A 16,886-nucleotide genomic window follows, 5' to 3' on the forward strand; every position below is an offset into this window, starting at 1 on the left:
ATTAAGAGCAGTCTTCTCCGCGTAGGCGGAGGTGTTTCTGACGCAACAGAAGAATTTATGTATATGTCAAGGTCTTCTCCGCGTAGGCGGAGGTGTTTCTAACAGGAGCAGTAAGCAGCTATGCATCAAAAAGTCTTCTCCGCGTAGGCGGAGGTGTTTCCTACATTTAATCATTTGATACAATGTCCCCAAGTCTTCTCCGCGTAGGCGGAGGTGTTTCTGGGATCGTATAACTTTTGGACTGTAAACCCCCGTCTTCTCCGCGTAGGCGGAGGTGTTTCTTCATTAGCAATCTTACCCCACTGCCCATATTTGTCTTCTCCGCGTAGGCGGAGGTGTTTCTCCTTGGCTTCGTCCATTTTTCCTTTCTCCTTTGTCTTCTCCGCGCAGGCGGAGGTGTTTCTACTACTGACCTAATCTGCCATAGCTTATCTTCGTCTTCTCCACATAGGCGTAGGCATTTTTAGTAAACAAGTATTAAGAGGTTGTTAGGAAAATGTCCCTCTCCATAAGCAGAGCTGTTTCCGCATTAATGTTGTCGAGGAAGGAAAAGTTTCACTTCAAGAATATTGTCTGTAATCATCATTACCCCAATAGGAATAGCTTTTTATTTCAGCAAATCTATAATCTCTGTATTTCCAAGCTTATCTGCTAGTGTTACCGGGGTATCACCTACTTCTACTTCACTATACTTTTGAATCGCTTTAACATTTTTTGACGCACCATGTTTGCATAATAGTTCTATATATTTATCTGTTAAATTGGGATCGGCACCTTTCTCTAATAGCATTTTTACAGCTCTGTCCTTACCTTTTTCAATAGCTATTGTTAGTGGGGTTGCCTCATCGTTGTTTTGTTGGTTTACGTCAGCTCCCGCATCAGCAAGAATGTTTCTTCCGCTGCACAATGCAATGCTGTATAATCATAGTCAGTGTAGGAACTAAGATCTGATTTTGGTGCAATTAGTCTTAAAACATCCATACATTTATAAAAATATGTTTCTGAATTCTTAGCCATTTCATCAGGAGTGATTGTGTTGTTAGGGCCCATTGGCACACTGGATTCTCTTGCCTTTTTCAGTGAATATTTTGCTATATATTGGACAGGAGTATGGCTGTAAGCAAGATGTTAACAGTGCGTTTAACAATGAAGTCCGAGGGGATCTATGAAAAATTGTCAGCTAAACGCACTTCAACGTGTGATGGAAAAAAGAACAGAATCAGTAGTATTACGCAATAAGATTATATATTCCGTTTTAATTCTATTTTTGTAAGCAAAAAACGCTTCTAGTGATTCATAAAAATCTATGTACTTCAAATAGTAATCTATGATATTGAACAATTGTTATGATTTATAGATCCAGAATATTGTTTAAAAAATGGGCTATAAACTAAGCTGATATCTTCAGCCGACAGGGGACTGATACATTCGTTTTTAGCTCTCCATTCAATGTCATATGCCATTAATGACCTTTTTTATAAAGATAGTTGTGCATTGGTAGGGCTTGCTATATCTTATTATCAAGTAGACCTCTCACCATCTTTTGGTTTATAAGAGTGTAAAAAGGAAAATGTGGATGATTAAAAAAATATATATAATCTTACTATTGCTCTCCTTTTGGGGATGTAAGAATCCTATAGAGCCGACTCTAGATCCGAAACCTGAACAGCCGAAGCCTGAACAGCCGAAACCGGTAGAGCCGAAACCGGTAGAAGTCATTATACACTACGATGCCAATGGTGGATCTGGGCATATGGCTGATCAATTAAGCACTCTCCATACCCCGACAAAGCTCTCTTCCAACATTTTCACGAAAGAGGGGTACAGCTTTCTGGGCTGGTCTAGAACTTCAGGAGATGATAGGGATTTCGATTTTTTTAAAAATGGTTCTTTCACCCCTAGATCTGAGTATATTACTCTTTATGCCAAATGGACTGATGAGTATAATTCGGACTCCTATTCTTTTTTTAAAGAGGAGGGACTTATTTATACTTATCATTCGGGAATTGTTTCAGTGGGTCTAAATGATGAAGATCTGGCCGGTGATATTGTAATCCCTTCCCATATAAAGGGATATCCTGTAACATATATTGAAGATAGGGCTTTCAAAGATGGAAAAAATCTAACCAAGGTTACCATTCCCAATTCTGTCACCTCCATAGGTAAAGAAGCTTTCGCTAGGTGCACCAGTCTAGAAGAGATTTCTCTTCCTAATAATTTAAAAACCCTAAAAGCGGGAACCTTCGAAAACTGTACTAGTTTAAAAGGCATAAATATCCCTCCCTCAGTTACTTCTCTAGGGGGTAATCTTTTTATGGGTTGTACAAATCTTACTACAGCCACCATTCCCGAGGGAATTACGGAACTTCCCTCCTATCTTTTTTTCGACTGTTCCAATTTAACGACTGTAACAATTCCCAGCACAGTTAGAGTTATAGGGGCGGCCTTTCGGTATTGCTCGTCTCTGGATAATGTTAAATTACCGGAGGGGTTAGTAAAACTGGAGAAATTTGCCTTTAATGGGTGTGAGAGTCTCCGTTCTATTAATATTCCTTCTTCCGTGAAAAGCATTAGTTCTCATACTTTTACAAATTGTAGATCCTTATTGAGTATTGATTTTCCTGAAGGTGTTAATGTTGTTGGAAATAGTACTTTTAGTGGCTGCACCAGTTTAGAGACTGTTACACTAAGATCTGTTACTTCCATAGGAGCCAGTGTCTTCTCAGGATGTTCAAGTCTTAAGATGTTAAATCTCCATCAGGATACTCCTCCAAACACTAATAGTTCTTTCCCCTGGGATGTATCTGACTGTGAGGTTCATGTTAATTCCACTGCTACCGGATTTAATACTGGGGGTTGGATAGATACAACAATTTTTACAAGGATTGTTAAAAATTTATAGCGGAAGATTTATTTAAGTTTGTGATAATGACGCTTTGTTATGCAAAATTGTGGCGTAGCCTCAGCCTAAAGCTCCTTAAGGGCTGAGACATCGCCTGGTATATTCCCACCTTTAACAATATCCAGGCTATAATAAAAGTCACTGAAAAAGATCATAAGTCTTAAATGATCTTACTTTCTTATCTCCTTAATATTCATAATCCTTCATTGAATTAAACCGGACAGTAGTAATTTTATGGAGGATCTCCTGTATTAGTCCTTTCTCTCACTGAGCAAAACATCACCCTTTTAATGCTCCTGCCGTCATTCCTTCACCTAACTGATCCTGGAGCAGAAGATACACACAAACCGAAGGGATGGCCATAATGACCAAACAGGCGAAGACCACTTCAGGTCGGGCGCCGTAGATGGAGGACGTTAGAGACACTACCGCCATAGGGAGGGTTTTCATCTGATCCGTTCTTGAGAACAGTAATGGATTGAGGTAGTCATTCCATGAATTGATAAAGGCAAATACGATAACATTAGCTGCGGCTGGCTTGCTAAGGGGAAGGTAGACATAACTCCAGGCTTTAAAATATCCACCACCTTCAATCATTACCGCTTCTAAATATTCCCGTCCCAATGAATCGAAATAATTTTTTTGAATCAGAATGGCTACGGGCATCCAGAAAGTGGCCGCAGGAAATACAAGAGCTTTATAGGTATTCATCCATCCTAACACTTTCATTGTTCTGAAAAGGGGAGAGATAAAACAGAGGATTGAGATAGACATGGTTAGAATCACTAGAAGATAAATCAGGTCTCTTCCTTTAAAGCTTATTTTAGAAAAAGCAAAGGCGGACAGAGAAGAGACGGAGATAATCAGTATGATCTGTAGGATCGAAACTAGGAAGCTGTTGAATATCATCCGGGTAATAGGAAAACCAGAGGTAAAAAGGTAGGTATAATTTTTTATCCCTCCACCACCAAAGGAAGAGATTACCACATTGGCCATAGGAATAATGTAGATAATTCCCAGTGTGGCCAGTAGAATCTGAATGATTAATTTTTGTTTAAATGATTGTTTGGTAAACACCTTTATCCCTCCCTCTTTTTCTTGTTAAACCATATCTGCACAATAGATAGGGTAATACTGAATAAAATCATGACCACACTGATGGCCGCACCATAGCCTGCCTGGGAATTCTGTACTACCGATTGATAGAGCATGGTTGCAGGAAACTGGGTAGCATTGCCCGGCCCCCCTTGCGTCAAAAGCCATACAATATCGAAGGTCTTCACAGCACCGACGACCCCTAGTATGATCACTGTAGTATGTGTAGGCCATAAAGAGGGCCATACAATATGAAAAAAGGATTGCCAGAATCCGGCTCCATCGATCTGGGCTGCTTCAAAAATGGCATCGTCAATAGTGGTTAAACCAGCAATATAGAAAACCATCTGGGCTCCCGTCCATTGAAAGATATTGGTCACAATAATAGCCCAAAGTGCAGTAGAAGGATCCCCCAGCCAACTTCTGGTTAGAGCATCCTGGCCGATAAATCTCAGAAAGGTATTTAACAGTCCAAAATAGGGCTCGTAAACGCCCATGAACGTACGGGCGATAACTACTGTGGAAAGGGTTACAGGGATATAAAACAGAGCTTTGTAAAAACGGCTTCCTGTCATTCGAGAGCGCAAAAGAAGGGCTATTATTAATCCCCCGAACATCTGAAGGGATACGGTAAAAATCATAAAAAGAATCACATTGATGATCGCTTTGTAAAAAACAGGATCAGAGAAGAGGAGTGCATAATTTTTTATGCCCCGGAATTCCATGGTTTCGGGCATCAATCCATCCCACTTATAAAAGCTGAGACGCACAACATAATAAAGCCCATAAAAGATAAAGCATCCCATTAATAGGAGTAAGGGCAAAAGAAACAGATACCCCGCAATGAGATCTTGTCTTTTCCGCCTATTTATTGATAAGGAATTGATAGTAGGCAATGACTCCCCCTTAAGAAAGAGCGTCCCATAGGTTGAAACCTATGGGATAAGCTCTGGTATTATTTTTCAGAAACAGCCTGTAAGGCATCCAGTTCATCCTGGATATCTTTACCGGCAACTACATTTTGAACAACGATTCCCATTTGATTGAAAACCGCAGGATTGGTAACCCCTCTGGGGCCAGCCAGATCATTATTAGTGGTATTGACGATAGCATCCACACCGGCAGAAGAAGCGGGGTCCTGGTAGATAGATTTGTTTAGAGAGGTATTCTTAAGAGTGGGGATGAGTCCCGCACCGGGTCTTCCTGTTTCATAAGTTCGCCCTTCACTCACTAGCATATAGTCGAGTAGTTTAAGCGCTGCATCCAGCTTGGCTTTATCTTTGAGCAGGTTCTTGTTTAAAGAGAGTCCAATATCAATTCCTCCCAGAACGACAGGGTCTCCTCCTGCAAAGTTAGGAACAGCAAAAGCTCCGAATATATCATTATCTGTGGCCCGACCTCCTCTTCTGTCTGCATAGGGAATGCCCTTTTCATTGACATTAGAGGGATTGGATAACATACCTATGGCCCATCCACCGTTTACATGCATCACCGCTTTTCCATCGGCCCACATACCGATGGAATCTTCGTAAACAGAGACCCCAAGGGCGTTTTTATCGATGACTCCCAGCTTAACTAGCTTTCTTAGAACCTCCATTGCTTTCACAAATTGGGGGTCGTTCCACTTGATTTCTCCCTTGTCGGCTTTTTCCGTAATTCCTGGTTCCACCATATTAGCAAGTAAGGAGAATACATCTCCGTTAAACCAACCATCTTTTAATCCAATGGTAAGGGGAAGTTTATTGGGGAAAGTCTTCTTTAGTTTTTCGATGGTAACCAACAGGCTGTCCAGGTCGTTGGGTATAGAAGTGATACCCGCTTGTTCAAAATAGGTGGCATTGTAATATATAAACATTGTGGAAGAAGTCCCTAGAGGGGCTAGGTATATTTTATTTGCACCTGAATATTTTTTTGCATTATCCACTACAGCAGGAACTAGTTGGTCTAGTGTGTCCGCTACAGGTTCAGATAAATCCATTAGAAAGGGTTTGTATTTGTTCAGAAGAGAGCCAGGCTGCATGGATATGACATCTGGACCGGCGCCCGAGGCGAACTCTACTTGTAATTTTTGTTTGTAATCATCCATCTGATTCACACTGTACTGTAATTCGATGTTTGGGTATTTCTTTTCAAAACCTTCTTTGAGTACAGTAAAATCCTCTTCTGTAGGTATTGTCCATGTCCACCATGTTAGAACCACTTTATCACTGGATGCACTGTCAGAGCTTTCGGAAGAGCCGTTTGCCCACATCGGCAGAGCCATGACAATCAGTAAAAAAACAGTTGCAATTTGATTTCTTTTTTTCACAGGTCACTCCTCTAAATTTTGATCCTTTCTTTATCTCCAAAGGGAGTTCCAAAGGGTCTTTATTTTTCGAGAATAGCACGGCTCTTGGTGGAAGGCAAGAAAAACTGTAAACGTTTACAGTTTTTGATTAATACGTGATTTTGGCCTTTTAGGGATTAAAATAGGATAAAAGAGTCTATATTTAGAGCTTATTGATATTTCTATTGCTCTTTTTTTAAACATGCTTTAGCCTGTAAATGATATTATTGTAATCGCTTACAGTATAGGAGTTGTCATTGACTATCAAGGATGTTGCTTTAGAAGCGAAGGTTTCAACCGCGACTGTTTCGAGAGTACTAAATAACCGCAAGGTGAAACAGGAATCTAAAATCCGCGTGGAAAAAGCGATTGAAAAACTGGGTTATGTGCCCAATGCGTTGGCTCAGGGCTTAATGCAGAAAAAAAGTAAGACAATAGGAACCTTGATAACTTCTATGACTAATGCCTACTACATGGAAATTACCGATGTCATTGAGAAGCGATTCGGAGAAATGGATTCTATGTTATTTTTAAGTTCCACCGATGGTAAACCTGAAAAGGAAAAGAGATACCTGGAGAGCTTAATCTCCCGCCAGGTGGAAGGAATTATCATGATTGACCCTACCATAGAGAATTTCAACAATGGTCTCTACCATGATATCTCCCGCCGGACCCCTTTGATTCTGATTCATTCCTTTCCTGCCTTGAAAGAGTTCTGGTCCGTCTATGTGGATCAGTATAAGGGGATGGAACGGGTGATGAACTATTTATGGGATATGGGACATCGAAAGATCGCCTTTGTCCGGGGTTTTCAGGGCCATTCTTTCGATGTAAAAGAGAAATGCTGGCGTGATTTTTACACTGCTCATCAATTAGAACCAGACTCTCGCTACCTGGTTTCGATTCCTCAAGCCAATACAGACAATGCCATTAGTATGTCCTCCCATGCCTGTCAGGAAATGCTAAAGTTACCCCCTTCAGATCGTCCAACAGCGATCTTTACCTGTAATGATTTGATGGCTCTGGGGGCAATCAATGCCGCTTCTGTTTTAGGGATGAACATACCCGATGAACTATCGATCATTGGACACGATAACACCAATCTATCCAAAAGTAGTAATCCACAGCTGACTACAGTAGATATGAAACTCTCCACCCTGGGCAATCAGGCCTCCAATCTCTTAATACAGGGATTGAACCATACAGAGAACAAACAGGAAGTTATCCTGATAGAACCGGAACTAATCGTCAGACAATCTAGCGGTGCGGTTCCCTTATAACAATATAAAAGAGGACTTTATGGGCGTAAGTTTTGATTCAGAAAAGAAACAGTTCCATCTGACAACCTGTCATACTAGTTACATTATGGAGGTTCTACTTGGAAAACATTTGGTTCATCATTACTGGGGACAAAGAGTAAAGATCGCTTCTGCATTTGAGTTACCCTTGGTTGAGCAATCCAGTTTTTCCCCTAATCCAGAACCGGAGCATAAGGAGATCTCCTTCGATACTATTCCTCGGGAATTTCCTGATTACGGGAGAAGTGATTATGAATCTCCTGCTATTGAGGTTCAATTAGCCGATGGGACTCATGTGATTGCTCCTGAATACCAAAGTCACCGGATTCAGCCAGGATCAGTACAGCCTAAAGGTTTACCCTTTATTGAAGCGGAAACTGGTGATTCATCGGAGACTCTGGTCATAACTTTAGCCGATTCCTTTTCTGGCCTAACTATAGAACTCTATTATACCGTACTGGAAAAACAGGATGTGATAACACGGAAGGTTGTTTTAACCAATCAGGGAGAAAAGCCTATTACCATCAAAAGAGTGATGAGTGCCACAGTAGACTTTTTTCGGGATGATCATTTTGAAATAATCAATCTCTATGGAGCCTGGGCCATGGAGCGGCAAGTCTGCAGGATACCCCTGGGACGGCATGGACATATCATTGATAGCAAAAGAGGTTCCAGTTCTCATGAACAAAATCCCTTCCTTGCCTTAGTAAGGCCCGAAACGGATGAATTCCGGGGTGAAGTCTATTCTATGAATCTCATTTACAGTGGTTCCTTTCAGGCGGAAGCATCGGTAAATGCCCATGGGAAGACCCGCTTACAAATCGGTTTAAACCCAATAGATTTTAGCTGGTACTTACAGCCTGATGAGAAGTTTACTTCTCCTGAGGCTGTATTGGTTTATTCCTCCCGAGGACTTAATGGAATGTCTCAGATTTATCACCAATTATACAGGACGCGCCTGTATAAAGGTTACTGGAGTAAGCGGGAACGTCCCATCCTAATTAATAACTGGGAGGCTACCTATTTTGATTTTGATCAGGATAAAATTGAGCAGTTGATAGAAGAAAGCTCCCGGCTTGGGATTGAACTGTTTGTTCTGGATGACGGATGGTTCGGGAAGCGTAACTCTGATAAATCGGGATTGGGAGATTGGTGGGTAAACCGGGAAAAACTTCCAAAAGGACTGAAAGCCTTAAGTGAGGCAGCCCATAGTCGGGGGATGATGTTTGGACTCTGGTTTGAGCCGGAGATGGTGTCCCCAGACAGTGATCTCTACCGGAGCCATCCAGAATGGTGCCTCTCTGTTCCTGGGCGTTATCGTTCCGAAGGGCGCAATCAGCTTATCCTGGATATGGGTAGGGAAGAAGTACAGGATTATCTCTACCAGAGGATGACCAGTATCATATCTGAAAACAACATAAATTACATAAAATGGGATATGAACCGTAATATGACAGAAGTAGGATCTCCCATTCTTTCTTCAGAGAGACAGAAAGAAAGCTCTCACCGCTATATTTTGGGATTATATCGCTTATTGGAAAAGTTGATATCCCATTTTCCCGAGGTTCTCTTTGAAAGCTGTTCTGGGGGAGGCGGCCGGTTTGATCCTGGAATGCTCTATTATATGCCACAGACCTGGACTAGCGACAACACGGATAGTGTGGAACGCTTGAAGATCCAGTGGGGGACCTCTTATGTCTATCCTCCTATCTCTATGGGGGCCCATGTTTCGGCCTGCCCTAACCACCAGATGGGACGCACCACTTCTTTGAAAACAAGAGCCAATGTAGCCATGGCGGGAAACATGGGGTATGAACTGGATATCCTGACACTGTCAGACAGGGAAAAGAAAGAGATTCTTCAACAGCTAAGCTTATATAAAAAGATTAGAAAAACAGTACAGAGTGGTAAATTTATTCGTTTACGATCCCCGTATGGAAGTGCAAGCAGCGCCTGGATGTTCCTTGCTGAAGATCAATCGGAGATCCTATTGTTTTTCTATCTGACACTGGCTACTCCCTACAACAATTTTGACAAAATTAGATTGACCGGGCTAGAAGAAGACAGCCTTTATCAGGACCAGAGTGGACAACAATACTATGGAGATTATCTGATGTACTCCGGCCTTAATCTACCAGAATTGAAAGGAGATTTCGACTCTCAATTGATTATTATGAATAGGATTGGTTAATATTCCTTGAATCAGGGGCAGGTATAACTGGTTGTCATATTCGATACTATCTCATTATACTCATCGTCATCGCTGTTATACTGGGCTCCTTTATTCAAAAGTTCCTCAACAAGCCTTTTCGATAGTAATGTTAAAACTCCATCAAATGACCATTCTGGCCTAGCTAAATATAGGGAGTAAAGAACCAAGGCTTGATCAAGTATCCTCTCTTCATTAGCACCAATCTGATTAACATCGAGTTCATTCCTCCGAACCAGGTTTATCCCTAGTTTTATCAATTCCATATTGACTTCGATTTTTGCATTCGTATTTTTTAAATAATATATTTGATTGATGAACCCACAAACAAGTGGATAATCATAGGGATTTTTATCATTCAAGTCAGCACCGTTATCAACAAGGTATTGGATAATCTGAATACGTCCTTTATAATTCCGATTTGAAAAATTATTGCATAATGCGGCGTATAAGAGGCAGTATTTATCTCTTTTGGCATAAAAGAAGCTGTTTGCTTGAATATTATTCTCTTCCATACATTCAATAAAAAGATCATATTTACCATTTTTAATAATTGATTTTAGTGTTTTGCTTAATTCCTCATCTAGCATGATAATGTCTTCCGGCATTTGGATTCTCCTTTTTTCATTAGACATGTATACTTTTATAGGGAGAATGTTTATGGGATGGTCTAACGAGTATTTAGTTTTGCTAGAGGCAAAACAAGAACCAAAGTCTTTTTTAGAAGACTTCCATAAAAATCTGGAATCTATAAACATTAAATTAGAAAATGAGGACGGTGCTTTCATTGTATATAATGAAAGTCAGCAGGGTGAAGAAAAGGAAGTTTCCTATATTAACAACCCTCAGTCTGTCAGTGATATTATTGCTTCCTTATATCTCTGGGCACCTCTTGGTTTATTAAGTTACAGACATTCTGAGTTCTGTTTTGCTCTCACAATAAATTACCTAACTTGGGATGATAACAAACTCGATGGGTTTGTTATTGGTTTTAATGGACACGAAGCAGAGTGGAAAATCGAGAGTATCTATAAATTAGTTACCCAAATAGCAGGTTTAGTTGATTATAAATATACCGTTGGTGACATCGATAGGACCTCGAAGACTTGGATTGACTTAGAACAACCCTTATTTAAAATCATAAAGGAAATTGAAACAACAAAGTTCACATTAGACTTGAGACGATAATGATGCTTAAGACTTTCCCTATATCTTGACTTTTATTATATTTAGATTATTATCTAAATATCTAATATTAAGGAGCAGGGAATGAATGATCTCTTTAAAGCTCTCGCAGATCCCACAAGAAGATCTATACTGGATCTCCTCAAAAGGGGAGACAAGAGTGCTGGTGAGATCGCAAGCAGTTTTAATATTACCGGTGCATCCATTAGTCATCATATGACAGTTCTGTATCAAGCCGGTCTTGTCCAAAAAGAACGTAAAGGACAACAAATCATTTATTCACTAAACACCACTGTATTCCAGGAAATCATAGAGTGGATTTACAAATTAAAAGGAGACGAAGATGAAATTCAATAAATGGGTGATCGTCATTACAGTTTTAACTCTTGGTGTTATAGCATGGTTTTACAAGCAGCTTCCTGAACAGATTCCTACCCACTTTAATATAAAGGGAGAGGTAGACGATTGGGGGCCTCGTAATGTTATCTGGTTATTCGGGTTCCTTCCTGTTGTTATATATATGTTGCTGTTCTTCATTCCCAGGATCGATCCCCGTAAGGAAAACTATAAAAAGCATATCAAAAGCTACTCATTTTTAGCATTTACTGTTTTTCTTTTTTTAATCGTCCTTGGACAGTTCATGCTTTTTTATTCACTAGGGTATGACCTTAACATAAAAACCTTTTTAGGTATTTCTATTGGAATCCTTTTTATTCTGACAGGTAATTATCTTCCTAGAGCCCGACAAAATTACACCTACGGAATTAGAACTCCTTGGACTCTTGCTAATGAAGTGTCCTGGACCAAAACTCACCGAGTTGGAGGTTTCGGCTTTGTTGTTTCTGGTTTTTTCCTATTCATAGCAGGATTCTTTACTAATTCAAGGGCTTTTGTCATTTCTACACTTTTCATTCCTGTCCTGATTATAGGCCTGTTTGTATACTCTTATATCATCTATAAGCTTGATACCAAGTAAAAGGGGAATAGCTTATATATTATAGTACATCTAATCGTTTGTGATATCTTCCACTACACATATATATGTAGTGGAAGGTCTTAAATAAAATCATCACATAAAAAACACCACCCATATCACAGCTCCCAACAAGGGGACTGCTTCTAAGCCGTGATTAAGAAGGGTTGGGAAAATAGAACGGTATTTGCGACTAACAAAGGCAATAAAAAAGGAACCTATTATAAATAAGGGGACTTCCGTAATCTTATGTATATGATATGTAGCAAAGAGGATACCATTCACTATCCAGTCTGTTTTTCCGAAGGCTTTTCCCATTTTGGGTAATAGTATCCCTCTGAACAGTAGTTCCTCTCCTAATAGATAATTGAAAAGACAACTAACGATGGCTAGAAGTATTAGTGAATAATGGCCTCTGAATTGAGGATCTATTAATGCCGTAATCTCTCCATAGCTTGGCTTGGCCAGTATGGGAAAATGGCTGACTATGGTATTGGTAATAAAGTCAAAGTAGCCCGTTTGTTCAATAAAAAAATTGTAGCCTATAATAGGAATTAATAATAAATAGGCCTTCAAGAATCTGTTATTATTCTTATCCCGTGGTTGGTGGAGCCACAATCTGTCCTTAAGCCTGGACCATGTTATTGTTCCTAGTTCGATTTTGAGTATGATGACCGATAGAATGAATTGCCAAATCATTCCTATCACCATTATGATCCAATATAGTATACCTGGATGCAGGGGAATATGGGGAATGAGCCAGGGAACCAGAACATAAGTGCCCAATCCCATAGGTATTGTTACTAATAACCAGATGACGAATATGGTCTTTTTGGAATAATCTCCTTTGAGTGCTTCTGCTATCATGATATCTCCTATCTTTTTTTAGACTCATTAATAACGGGAAACGCATCTTCTATCGTCCTATCCCTCAGGATTGGACTTATTTATAAAGGCTTTGGGAGTATCTCCTGCGATTCGTTTGAAAACAGAATTGAAGGAGGATTTGGAATTGAATCCACATTCATAGGCCAAAGTAATAATATTGTGTTCTCCAGAAGCTATCCTATGTATGTTGTTGATAAACTCTGTAATTCTCAAGGTATTAATATATTCGTTAAAACTAAGCTTCAGATATTCATTGATTGTCTGGGATAAGTGATTGGCCTGGACATTAAGTTGCTCTGCTACATAGGGGAGTTTTAGATCCGATTGGAGGTAGAATTTGTTTCTTTCCATAGAGCTTTGGAGATTAGTAGCGATAGAGCGAGCTTGTTCTGGTGTTAGTGTGGACTTCTTGTAAAGAGGCTGGGTGTTGTAAGTTGAAGTCTCTTTGGGAATAGAGGAAAATATACTCGTCATACTAATGCCAAGGAAAGCCAAGATTATAACATAGAAAGCCACTGATCCATAGACGATGATGTCCCATAGAGGGGTATTTTCATTAGTCTGGGAAGGCACTTCATTGATCATAAGTATGGCCATCCATAGAATACCAAAACCATAGATCACAAAACGAATCCAGTTCTTTCGTTTTGAAACCAATCTCTTATTATGTTTTCTCCACAATAATAAGGCCAGGAAGGTATAGGAGAATCCGCTTAGTAGAATCAGAATGTATAAAATACGGCTATAAATTCCTGTGTGTTGCTCCTGATATAGGTAGAATGAGAGTTTATCTTCTGATGACAAGAGAAAGAAAGGTATTTGATAGATATTGAGGCCCAGAGGAAGGAGGAAATGGAAGAAGGAATATTTATCTCTTCTTATTGAAGGCTTTTCTAGGATAGATTGAATATAAAGATACATGAGTGGACCATGTAAGAGGGGCATTGGTAGGTTCCATCCCAGTAAAAAGGGAATATTGTAGGTATAGCCATAAAAGAGGGAATAGCTTAGTCCCATATGAACCCCAAAAATGATTAACCATATAATGAGTAAGTAGCTAGATCTGTCCTTATCAGGCTTCATAAGGGCCAGTGAGGCCAGAAATAAAGCTATGAAAGCACCGATTATTATTAACATTATAAAAAGGCTCCTTTTTAAGGCTTTGGTGATGTATTATGTAACACTGTTCGACGATAAAATGAGTCCTGATTAAAGAGCATAAAAAAAGTTTATTTTTTTCAAATTCTTTTTGAATCAATTTTATCAATACCGGCGAGTATAAACATACAGAACGTGTCACTTTGAGCCTCTAATAAATTTAGTTCTATTATGCTGTGTCATAATGTCACATTTTACTGTTTTTTACCTGTGTCGCCCATGGGTTGACCATATTATTAAGTATTAGTATTTTATTCTCCGAAAAGATTTTACAAGGATGATGGAATGTCAGACGATTTGAAGCAGGAAGTAGAGGAAGAACAAGTTATTAATGAAGAATCTGCCCCTGTAGATGACGATAGCAGTGATGTATCAGAAGCAGAGGATCTACAGAAGCGTATTCAAGAACTTGAAGAAGAAAACTCTGAACTTAAGAATCAGTACTTGAGAAAACAAGCTGATTTTGAAAACTATCGCAAAAGGATGGCCCGCGAGAAGCAAGAGGCTATAAAATACGCGAATACCTCTTTATTAACAGACTTAATAGGGGTCATAGACAACTTTGAATTGGCTATCAAATCTACAGAAAGCTCCCAGGACTTTAATTCCTTCCACGAAGGAATACAAATGATTGAGAAGCAATTCACTTCGATGCTCGAACAAAAACATGGTTTGACTCGCTATGAATCAACTGGTGAGGTTTTTGATCCTTCAAAGCACGAAGCCATTGCCATGACTGACTCAGAAGAGCACACAGAGTCTGTTGTATTAGAAGATTTTCAGAAGGGTTACCTTCTTAATGATAGGGTGATTAGACCTGCTAAAGTAAGAGTAGCTAATCCAAAGGCTCCTGTAGAAGAGTCTACTGATAACGACGAAAACGAAGAATAAATTAGAGTATTGTAGAAAAAGGAGAATATTAATATGGGTAAAATCATTGGAATTGACTTAGGAACCACTAACTCCTGTGTGGCTGTAATGGAAGGTGGAGAACCTATTGTAATTCAAAACGCAGAAGGGCAGAGAACAACCCCTTCTATGGTAGCGTATACAGGAAAAGGGGAGCGATTAATTGGTCAACCCGCTAAAAACCAGATGGTTACAAACCCTGAACACACTATCTATTCCATTAAAAGATTTATGGGAAGAAATTTTAACGAGATCTCAGAAGAATCAAGAATGATTCCCTATCCTTTAGTTGAAGGAAGTACTGGTGATGTTCGTGTTAAGATCAATGATGATCTTCTCTCACCTCCTGAAATATCCGCTGCCATACTTCAAAAGATGAAGAAAACAGCAGAAGACTATCTTGGTGAAACAATAACAGAAGCTATTGTAACTGTACCAGCTTATTTTAATGATGCCCAAAGACAGGCCACAAAAGACGCAGGTAAGATCGCCGGATTAGATGTTAAGAGAATTGTAAACGAACCAACAGCCGCTGCTTTGGCTTATGGTTTTGGTAAAGATAATAATCGTGATGAAAAGATCGCCGTATATGACTTGGGTGGTGGTACTTTTGATATTTCCATTCTTGAATTAGGTGATGGTGTATTTGAAGTAAAATCTACTAATGGTGACACACACTTAGGTGGTGATAACTTTGACCAAGCTATTATTGATTGGTTAATCAGTAGCTTCAAACAAGATCAGGGTATCGATTTATCACAAGATAGAATGGCATTACAACGATTAAAAGAAGCGGCAGAAAAAGCTAAGAAGGAATTATCAAGTACACAAAGTTCTGATATTAACCTTCCTTTTATTACAGCGGATGCTACGGGTCCTAAGCATATGCAGTATAACCTTACACGTTCAAAGTTCGATCAAATGACAGAAGATTTAGTTCGAAGAACTTTTGAACCTTGTAAAAAAGCTTTATCTGATGCAGGTGTAACAGCTTCAGATATTGATGAAGTTATCCTTGTTGGTGGTTCTACCCGTATTCCTGCTGTACAGGCAGCTGTTAAAGAAGTATTCGGTAAAGAACCTCACAGAGGGGTGAATCCTGATGAAGTTGTTGCTATGGGTGCTTCTATCCAGGGTGGTATTTTAGGGGGAGATGTTAAAGACGTTCTTCTTCTTGATGTAACACCATTATCTCTTGGTATTGAAACTCTTGGTGGTGTATGTACCAAACTAATAGAAAGAAATACGACTATCCCAACAAGAAAATCTCAGATTTTCTCAACTGCTGCTGATAATCAAACTGCTGTAAGCATTCATGTTCTTCAAGGGGAACGGGAAATGGCTAGTCAAAATAGAACATTAGGACGTTTTGACTTAACAGATATTCCTGCTGCACCTCGTGGTGTTCCTCAGATTGAAGTAAGTTTTGATATTGATGCTAATGGTATTGTCCATGTATCAGCCAAGGATTTGGGAACAGGTAAAGAACAGAAAATCAGAATCGAAACATCAAGCGGTTTAAGCGAAGATGAAATCGACAAGATGGTTAAAGATGCAGAAGTTCATGCTGCTGAAGATAAGAAAGTAAAGGAACGGGCAGAAGCGCGAAACGTTGCTGATAACCTTGTTTATTCTACTGAAAAATCTCTTAAAGATTTTGGTGACAAAGTATCTGCTGAAGAAAAGAGCAATATTGAATCAGCCATTGCTGAATTAAAGAAAGCTCTTGAAGCTGATAATGTTGAGGAAATCAAAGCTAAAACAGAAGCCCTTCAACAAGCTTCCTACAAACTAGCTGAAGAAATGTACAAGCAACAAGCACCTCAAGGGGAAGCGGGACCTGAAGCAGGAGCTGCGGGAGCTGAGGATTCTTCTCAGTCTTCTAATTCCGGAGATGCTGAGGATGTAGATTACGAAGTTGTTGATGACGACAAGTAGGTATT

The 16,886-nt window shown here is 39.6% G+C and carries 15 protein-coding genes and 1 CRISPR repeat array (1 of these 16 running past the window's edge); of the genes, 8 read left to right on the plus strand and 7 right to left on the minus strand.

Features of this window, described 5'->3' with window-relative positions; translation table 11 throughout:
* Positions 1-403: a CRISPR direct-repeat array (repeat unit 28 nt; unit sequence GTCTTCTCCGCGTAGGCGGAGGTGTTTC); it begins 1,027 nt to the left of the window's first position.
* 204 nt (positions 404-607) lie between these two features.
* On the minus strand, positions 608-907 hold the full coding sequence (locus tag K345_RS0116740) for an ankyrin repeat domain-containing protein (RefSeq protein WP_028975140.1): 300 nt from the start codon (positions 905-907) through the stop codon (positions 608-610).
* A gap of 669 nt (positions 908-1,576) precedes the next feature.
* On the opposite strand from K345_RS0116740, the gene K345_RS22615 reads away from it, so the two are divergent.
* A complete protein-coding gene (locus K345_RS22615; RefSeq protein WP_053228418.1) occupies positions 1,577-2,902 on the plus strand; it encodes a leucine-rich repeat protein in 1,326 nt (441 codons plus the stop codon).
* Positions 2,903-3,181: 279 nt separating this feature from the next.
* On the opposite strand, the gene K345_RS0116760 is transcribed toward K345_RS22615, so the two are convergent.
* The 3 genes from K345_RS0116760 to K345_RS0116770 form a co-directional block, all read right to left on the minus strand.
* Positions 3,182-3,979, minus strand: coding sequence for a carbohydrate ABC transporter permease (locus tag K345_RS0116760; RefSeq protein WP_028975141.1), 798 nt, complete (start codon positions 3,977-3,979; stop codon positions 3,182-3,184).
* 2 nt (positions 3,980-3,981) lie between these two features.
* A complete protein-coding gene (locus tag K345_RS0116765; RefSeq protein ID WP_169714831.1) occupies positions 3,982-4,734 on the minus strand; it encodes a carbohydrate ABC transporter permease in 753 nt (250 codons plus the stop codon).
* A gap of 218 nt (positions 4,735-4,952) precedes the next feature.
* Positions 4,953-6,305 carry an ABC transporter substrate-binding protein gene (locus tag K345_RS0116770; RefSeq protein WP_028975143.1) on the minus strand — a complete coding sequence of 451 codons (1,353 nt, stop codon included), beginning with the start codon at positions 6,303-6,305 and terminating at the stop codon, positions 4,953-4,955.
* A gap of 275 nt (positions 6,306-6,580) precedes the next feature.
* On the opposite strand from K345_RS0116770, the gene K345_RS0116775 reads away from it, so the two are divergent.
* The gene (locus K345_RS0116775; RefSeq protein ID WP_028975144.1) at positions 6,581-7,603 is read left to right on the plus strand and encodes a LacI family DNA-binding transcriptional regulator; all 1,023 of its coding nucleotides are present in this window, start codon (positions 6,581-6,583) and stop codon (positions 7,601-7,603) included.
* Between the two features lie 19 nt (positions 7,604-7,622).
* Positions 7,623-9,812, plus strand: coding sequence for an alpha-galactosidase (locus K345_RS0116780; RefSeq protein WP_028975145.1), 2,190 nt, complete (start codon positions 7,623-7,625; stop codon positions 9,810-9,812).
* 11 nt (positions 9,813-9,823) lie between these two features.
* Here K345_RS0116780 and K345_RS0116785 read toward each other — a convergent pair whose 3' ends face one another.
* The gene (locus K345_RS0116785) at positions 9,824-10,438 is read right to left on the minus strand and encodes a hypothetical protein (protein ID WP_028975146.1); all 615 of its coding nucleotides are present in this window, start codon (positions 10,436-10,438) and stop codon (positions 9,824-9,826) included.
* Between the two features lie 52 nt (positions 10,439-10,490).
* Here K345_RS0116785 and K345_RS0116790 point away from each other — a divergent pair, with 52 nt between their 5' ends.
* The 3 genes from K345_RS0116790 (at position 10,491) to K345_RS21600 (ending at position 11,991) form a co-directional block, all read left to right on the plus strand.
* A complete protein-coding gene (locus tag K345_RS0116790; RefSeq protein WP_028975147.1) occupies positions 10,491-11,018 on the plus strand; it encodes a hypothetical protein in 528 nt (175 codons plus the stop codon).
* Positions 11,019-11,099: 81 nt separating this feature from the next.
* Positions 11,100-11,372, plus strand: coding sequence for an autorepressor SdpR family transcription factor (locus tag K345_RS0116795; RefSeq protein ID WP_028975148.1), 273 nt, complete (start codon positions 11,100-11,102; stop codon positions 11,370-11,372).
* Positions 11,359-11,991: an SdpI family protein gene (locus K345_RS21600; RefSeq protein ID WP_037573021.1), complete on the plus strand. Its 633-nt coding sequence runs from the start codon at positions 11,359-11,361 to the stop codon at positions 11,989-11,991. The genes K345_RS0116795 and K345_RS21600 overlap by 14 nt, the downstream gene beginning before the upstream one ends.
* A 93-nt stretch (positions 11,992-12,084) precedes the next feature.
* Here the strand turns inward: K345_RS21600 and K345_RS0116805 are convergent, their stop codons facing one another.
* Both K345_RS0116805 and K345_RS0116810 read right to left on the minus strand, forming a co-directional pair.
* The gene (locus tag K345_RS0116805) at positions 12,085-12,855 is read right to left on the minus strand and encodes a CPBP family intramembrane glutamic endopeptidase (RefSeq protein WP_028975149.1); all 771 of its coding nucleotides are present in this window, start codon (positions 12,853-12,855) and stop codon (positions 12,085-12,087) included.
* 57 nt (positions 12,856-12,912) lie between these two features.
* The gene (locus K345_RS0116810) at positions 12,913-14,013 is read right to left on the minus strand and encodes a helix-turn-helix domain-containing protein (protein WP_028975150.1); all 1,101 of its coding nucleotides are present in this window, start codon (positions 14,011-14,013) and stop codon (positions 12,913-12,915) included.
* Positions 14,014-14,319: 306 nt separating this feature from the next.
* Between K345_RS0116810 and grpE the strand changes: the two genes are divergently transcribed.
* A complete protein-coding gene (grpE, locus tag K345_RS21605; protein WP_053228420.1) occupies positions 14,320-14,925 on the plus strand; it encodes a nucleotide exchange factor GrpE in 606 nt (201 codons plus the stop codon).
* Positions 14,926-14,958: 33 nt separating this feature from the next.
* Complete coding sequence (gene dnaK, locus K345_RS0116820; protein WP_028975151.1) at positions 14,959-16,881, plus strand: molecular chaperone DnaK; 1,923 nt, start codon at positions 14,959-14,961, stop codon at positions 16,879-16,881.
* Positions 16,882-16,886 lie beyond the last annotated feature (5 nt).

The organism is Spirochaeta cellobiosiphila DSM 17781, from assembly GCF_000426705.1.
In the GTDB taxonomy this organism is placed as follows: domain Bacteria; phylum Spirochaetota; class Spirochaetia; order DSM-17781; family DSM-17781; genus Spirochaeta_E; species Spirochaeta_E cellobiosiphila.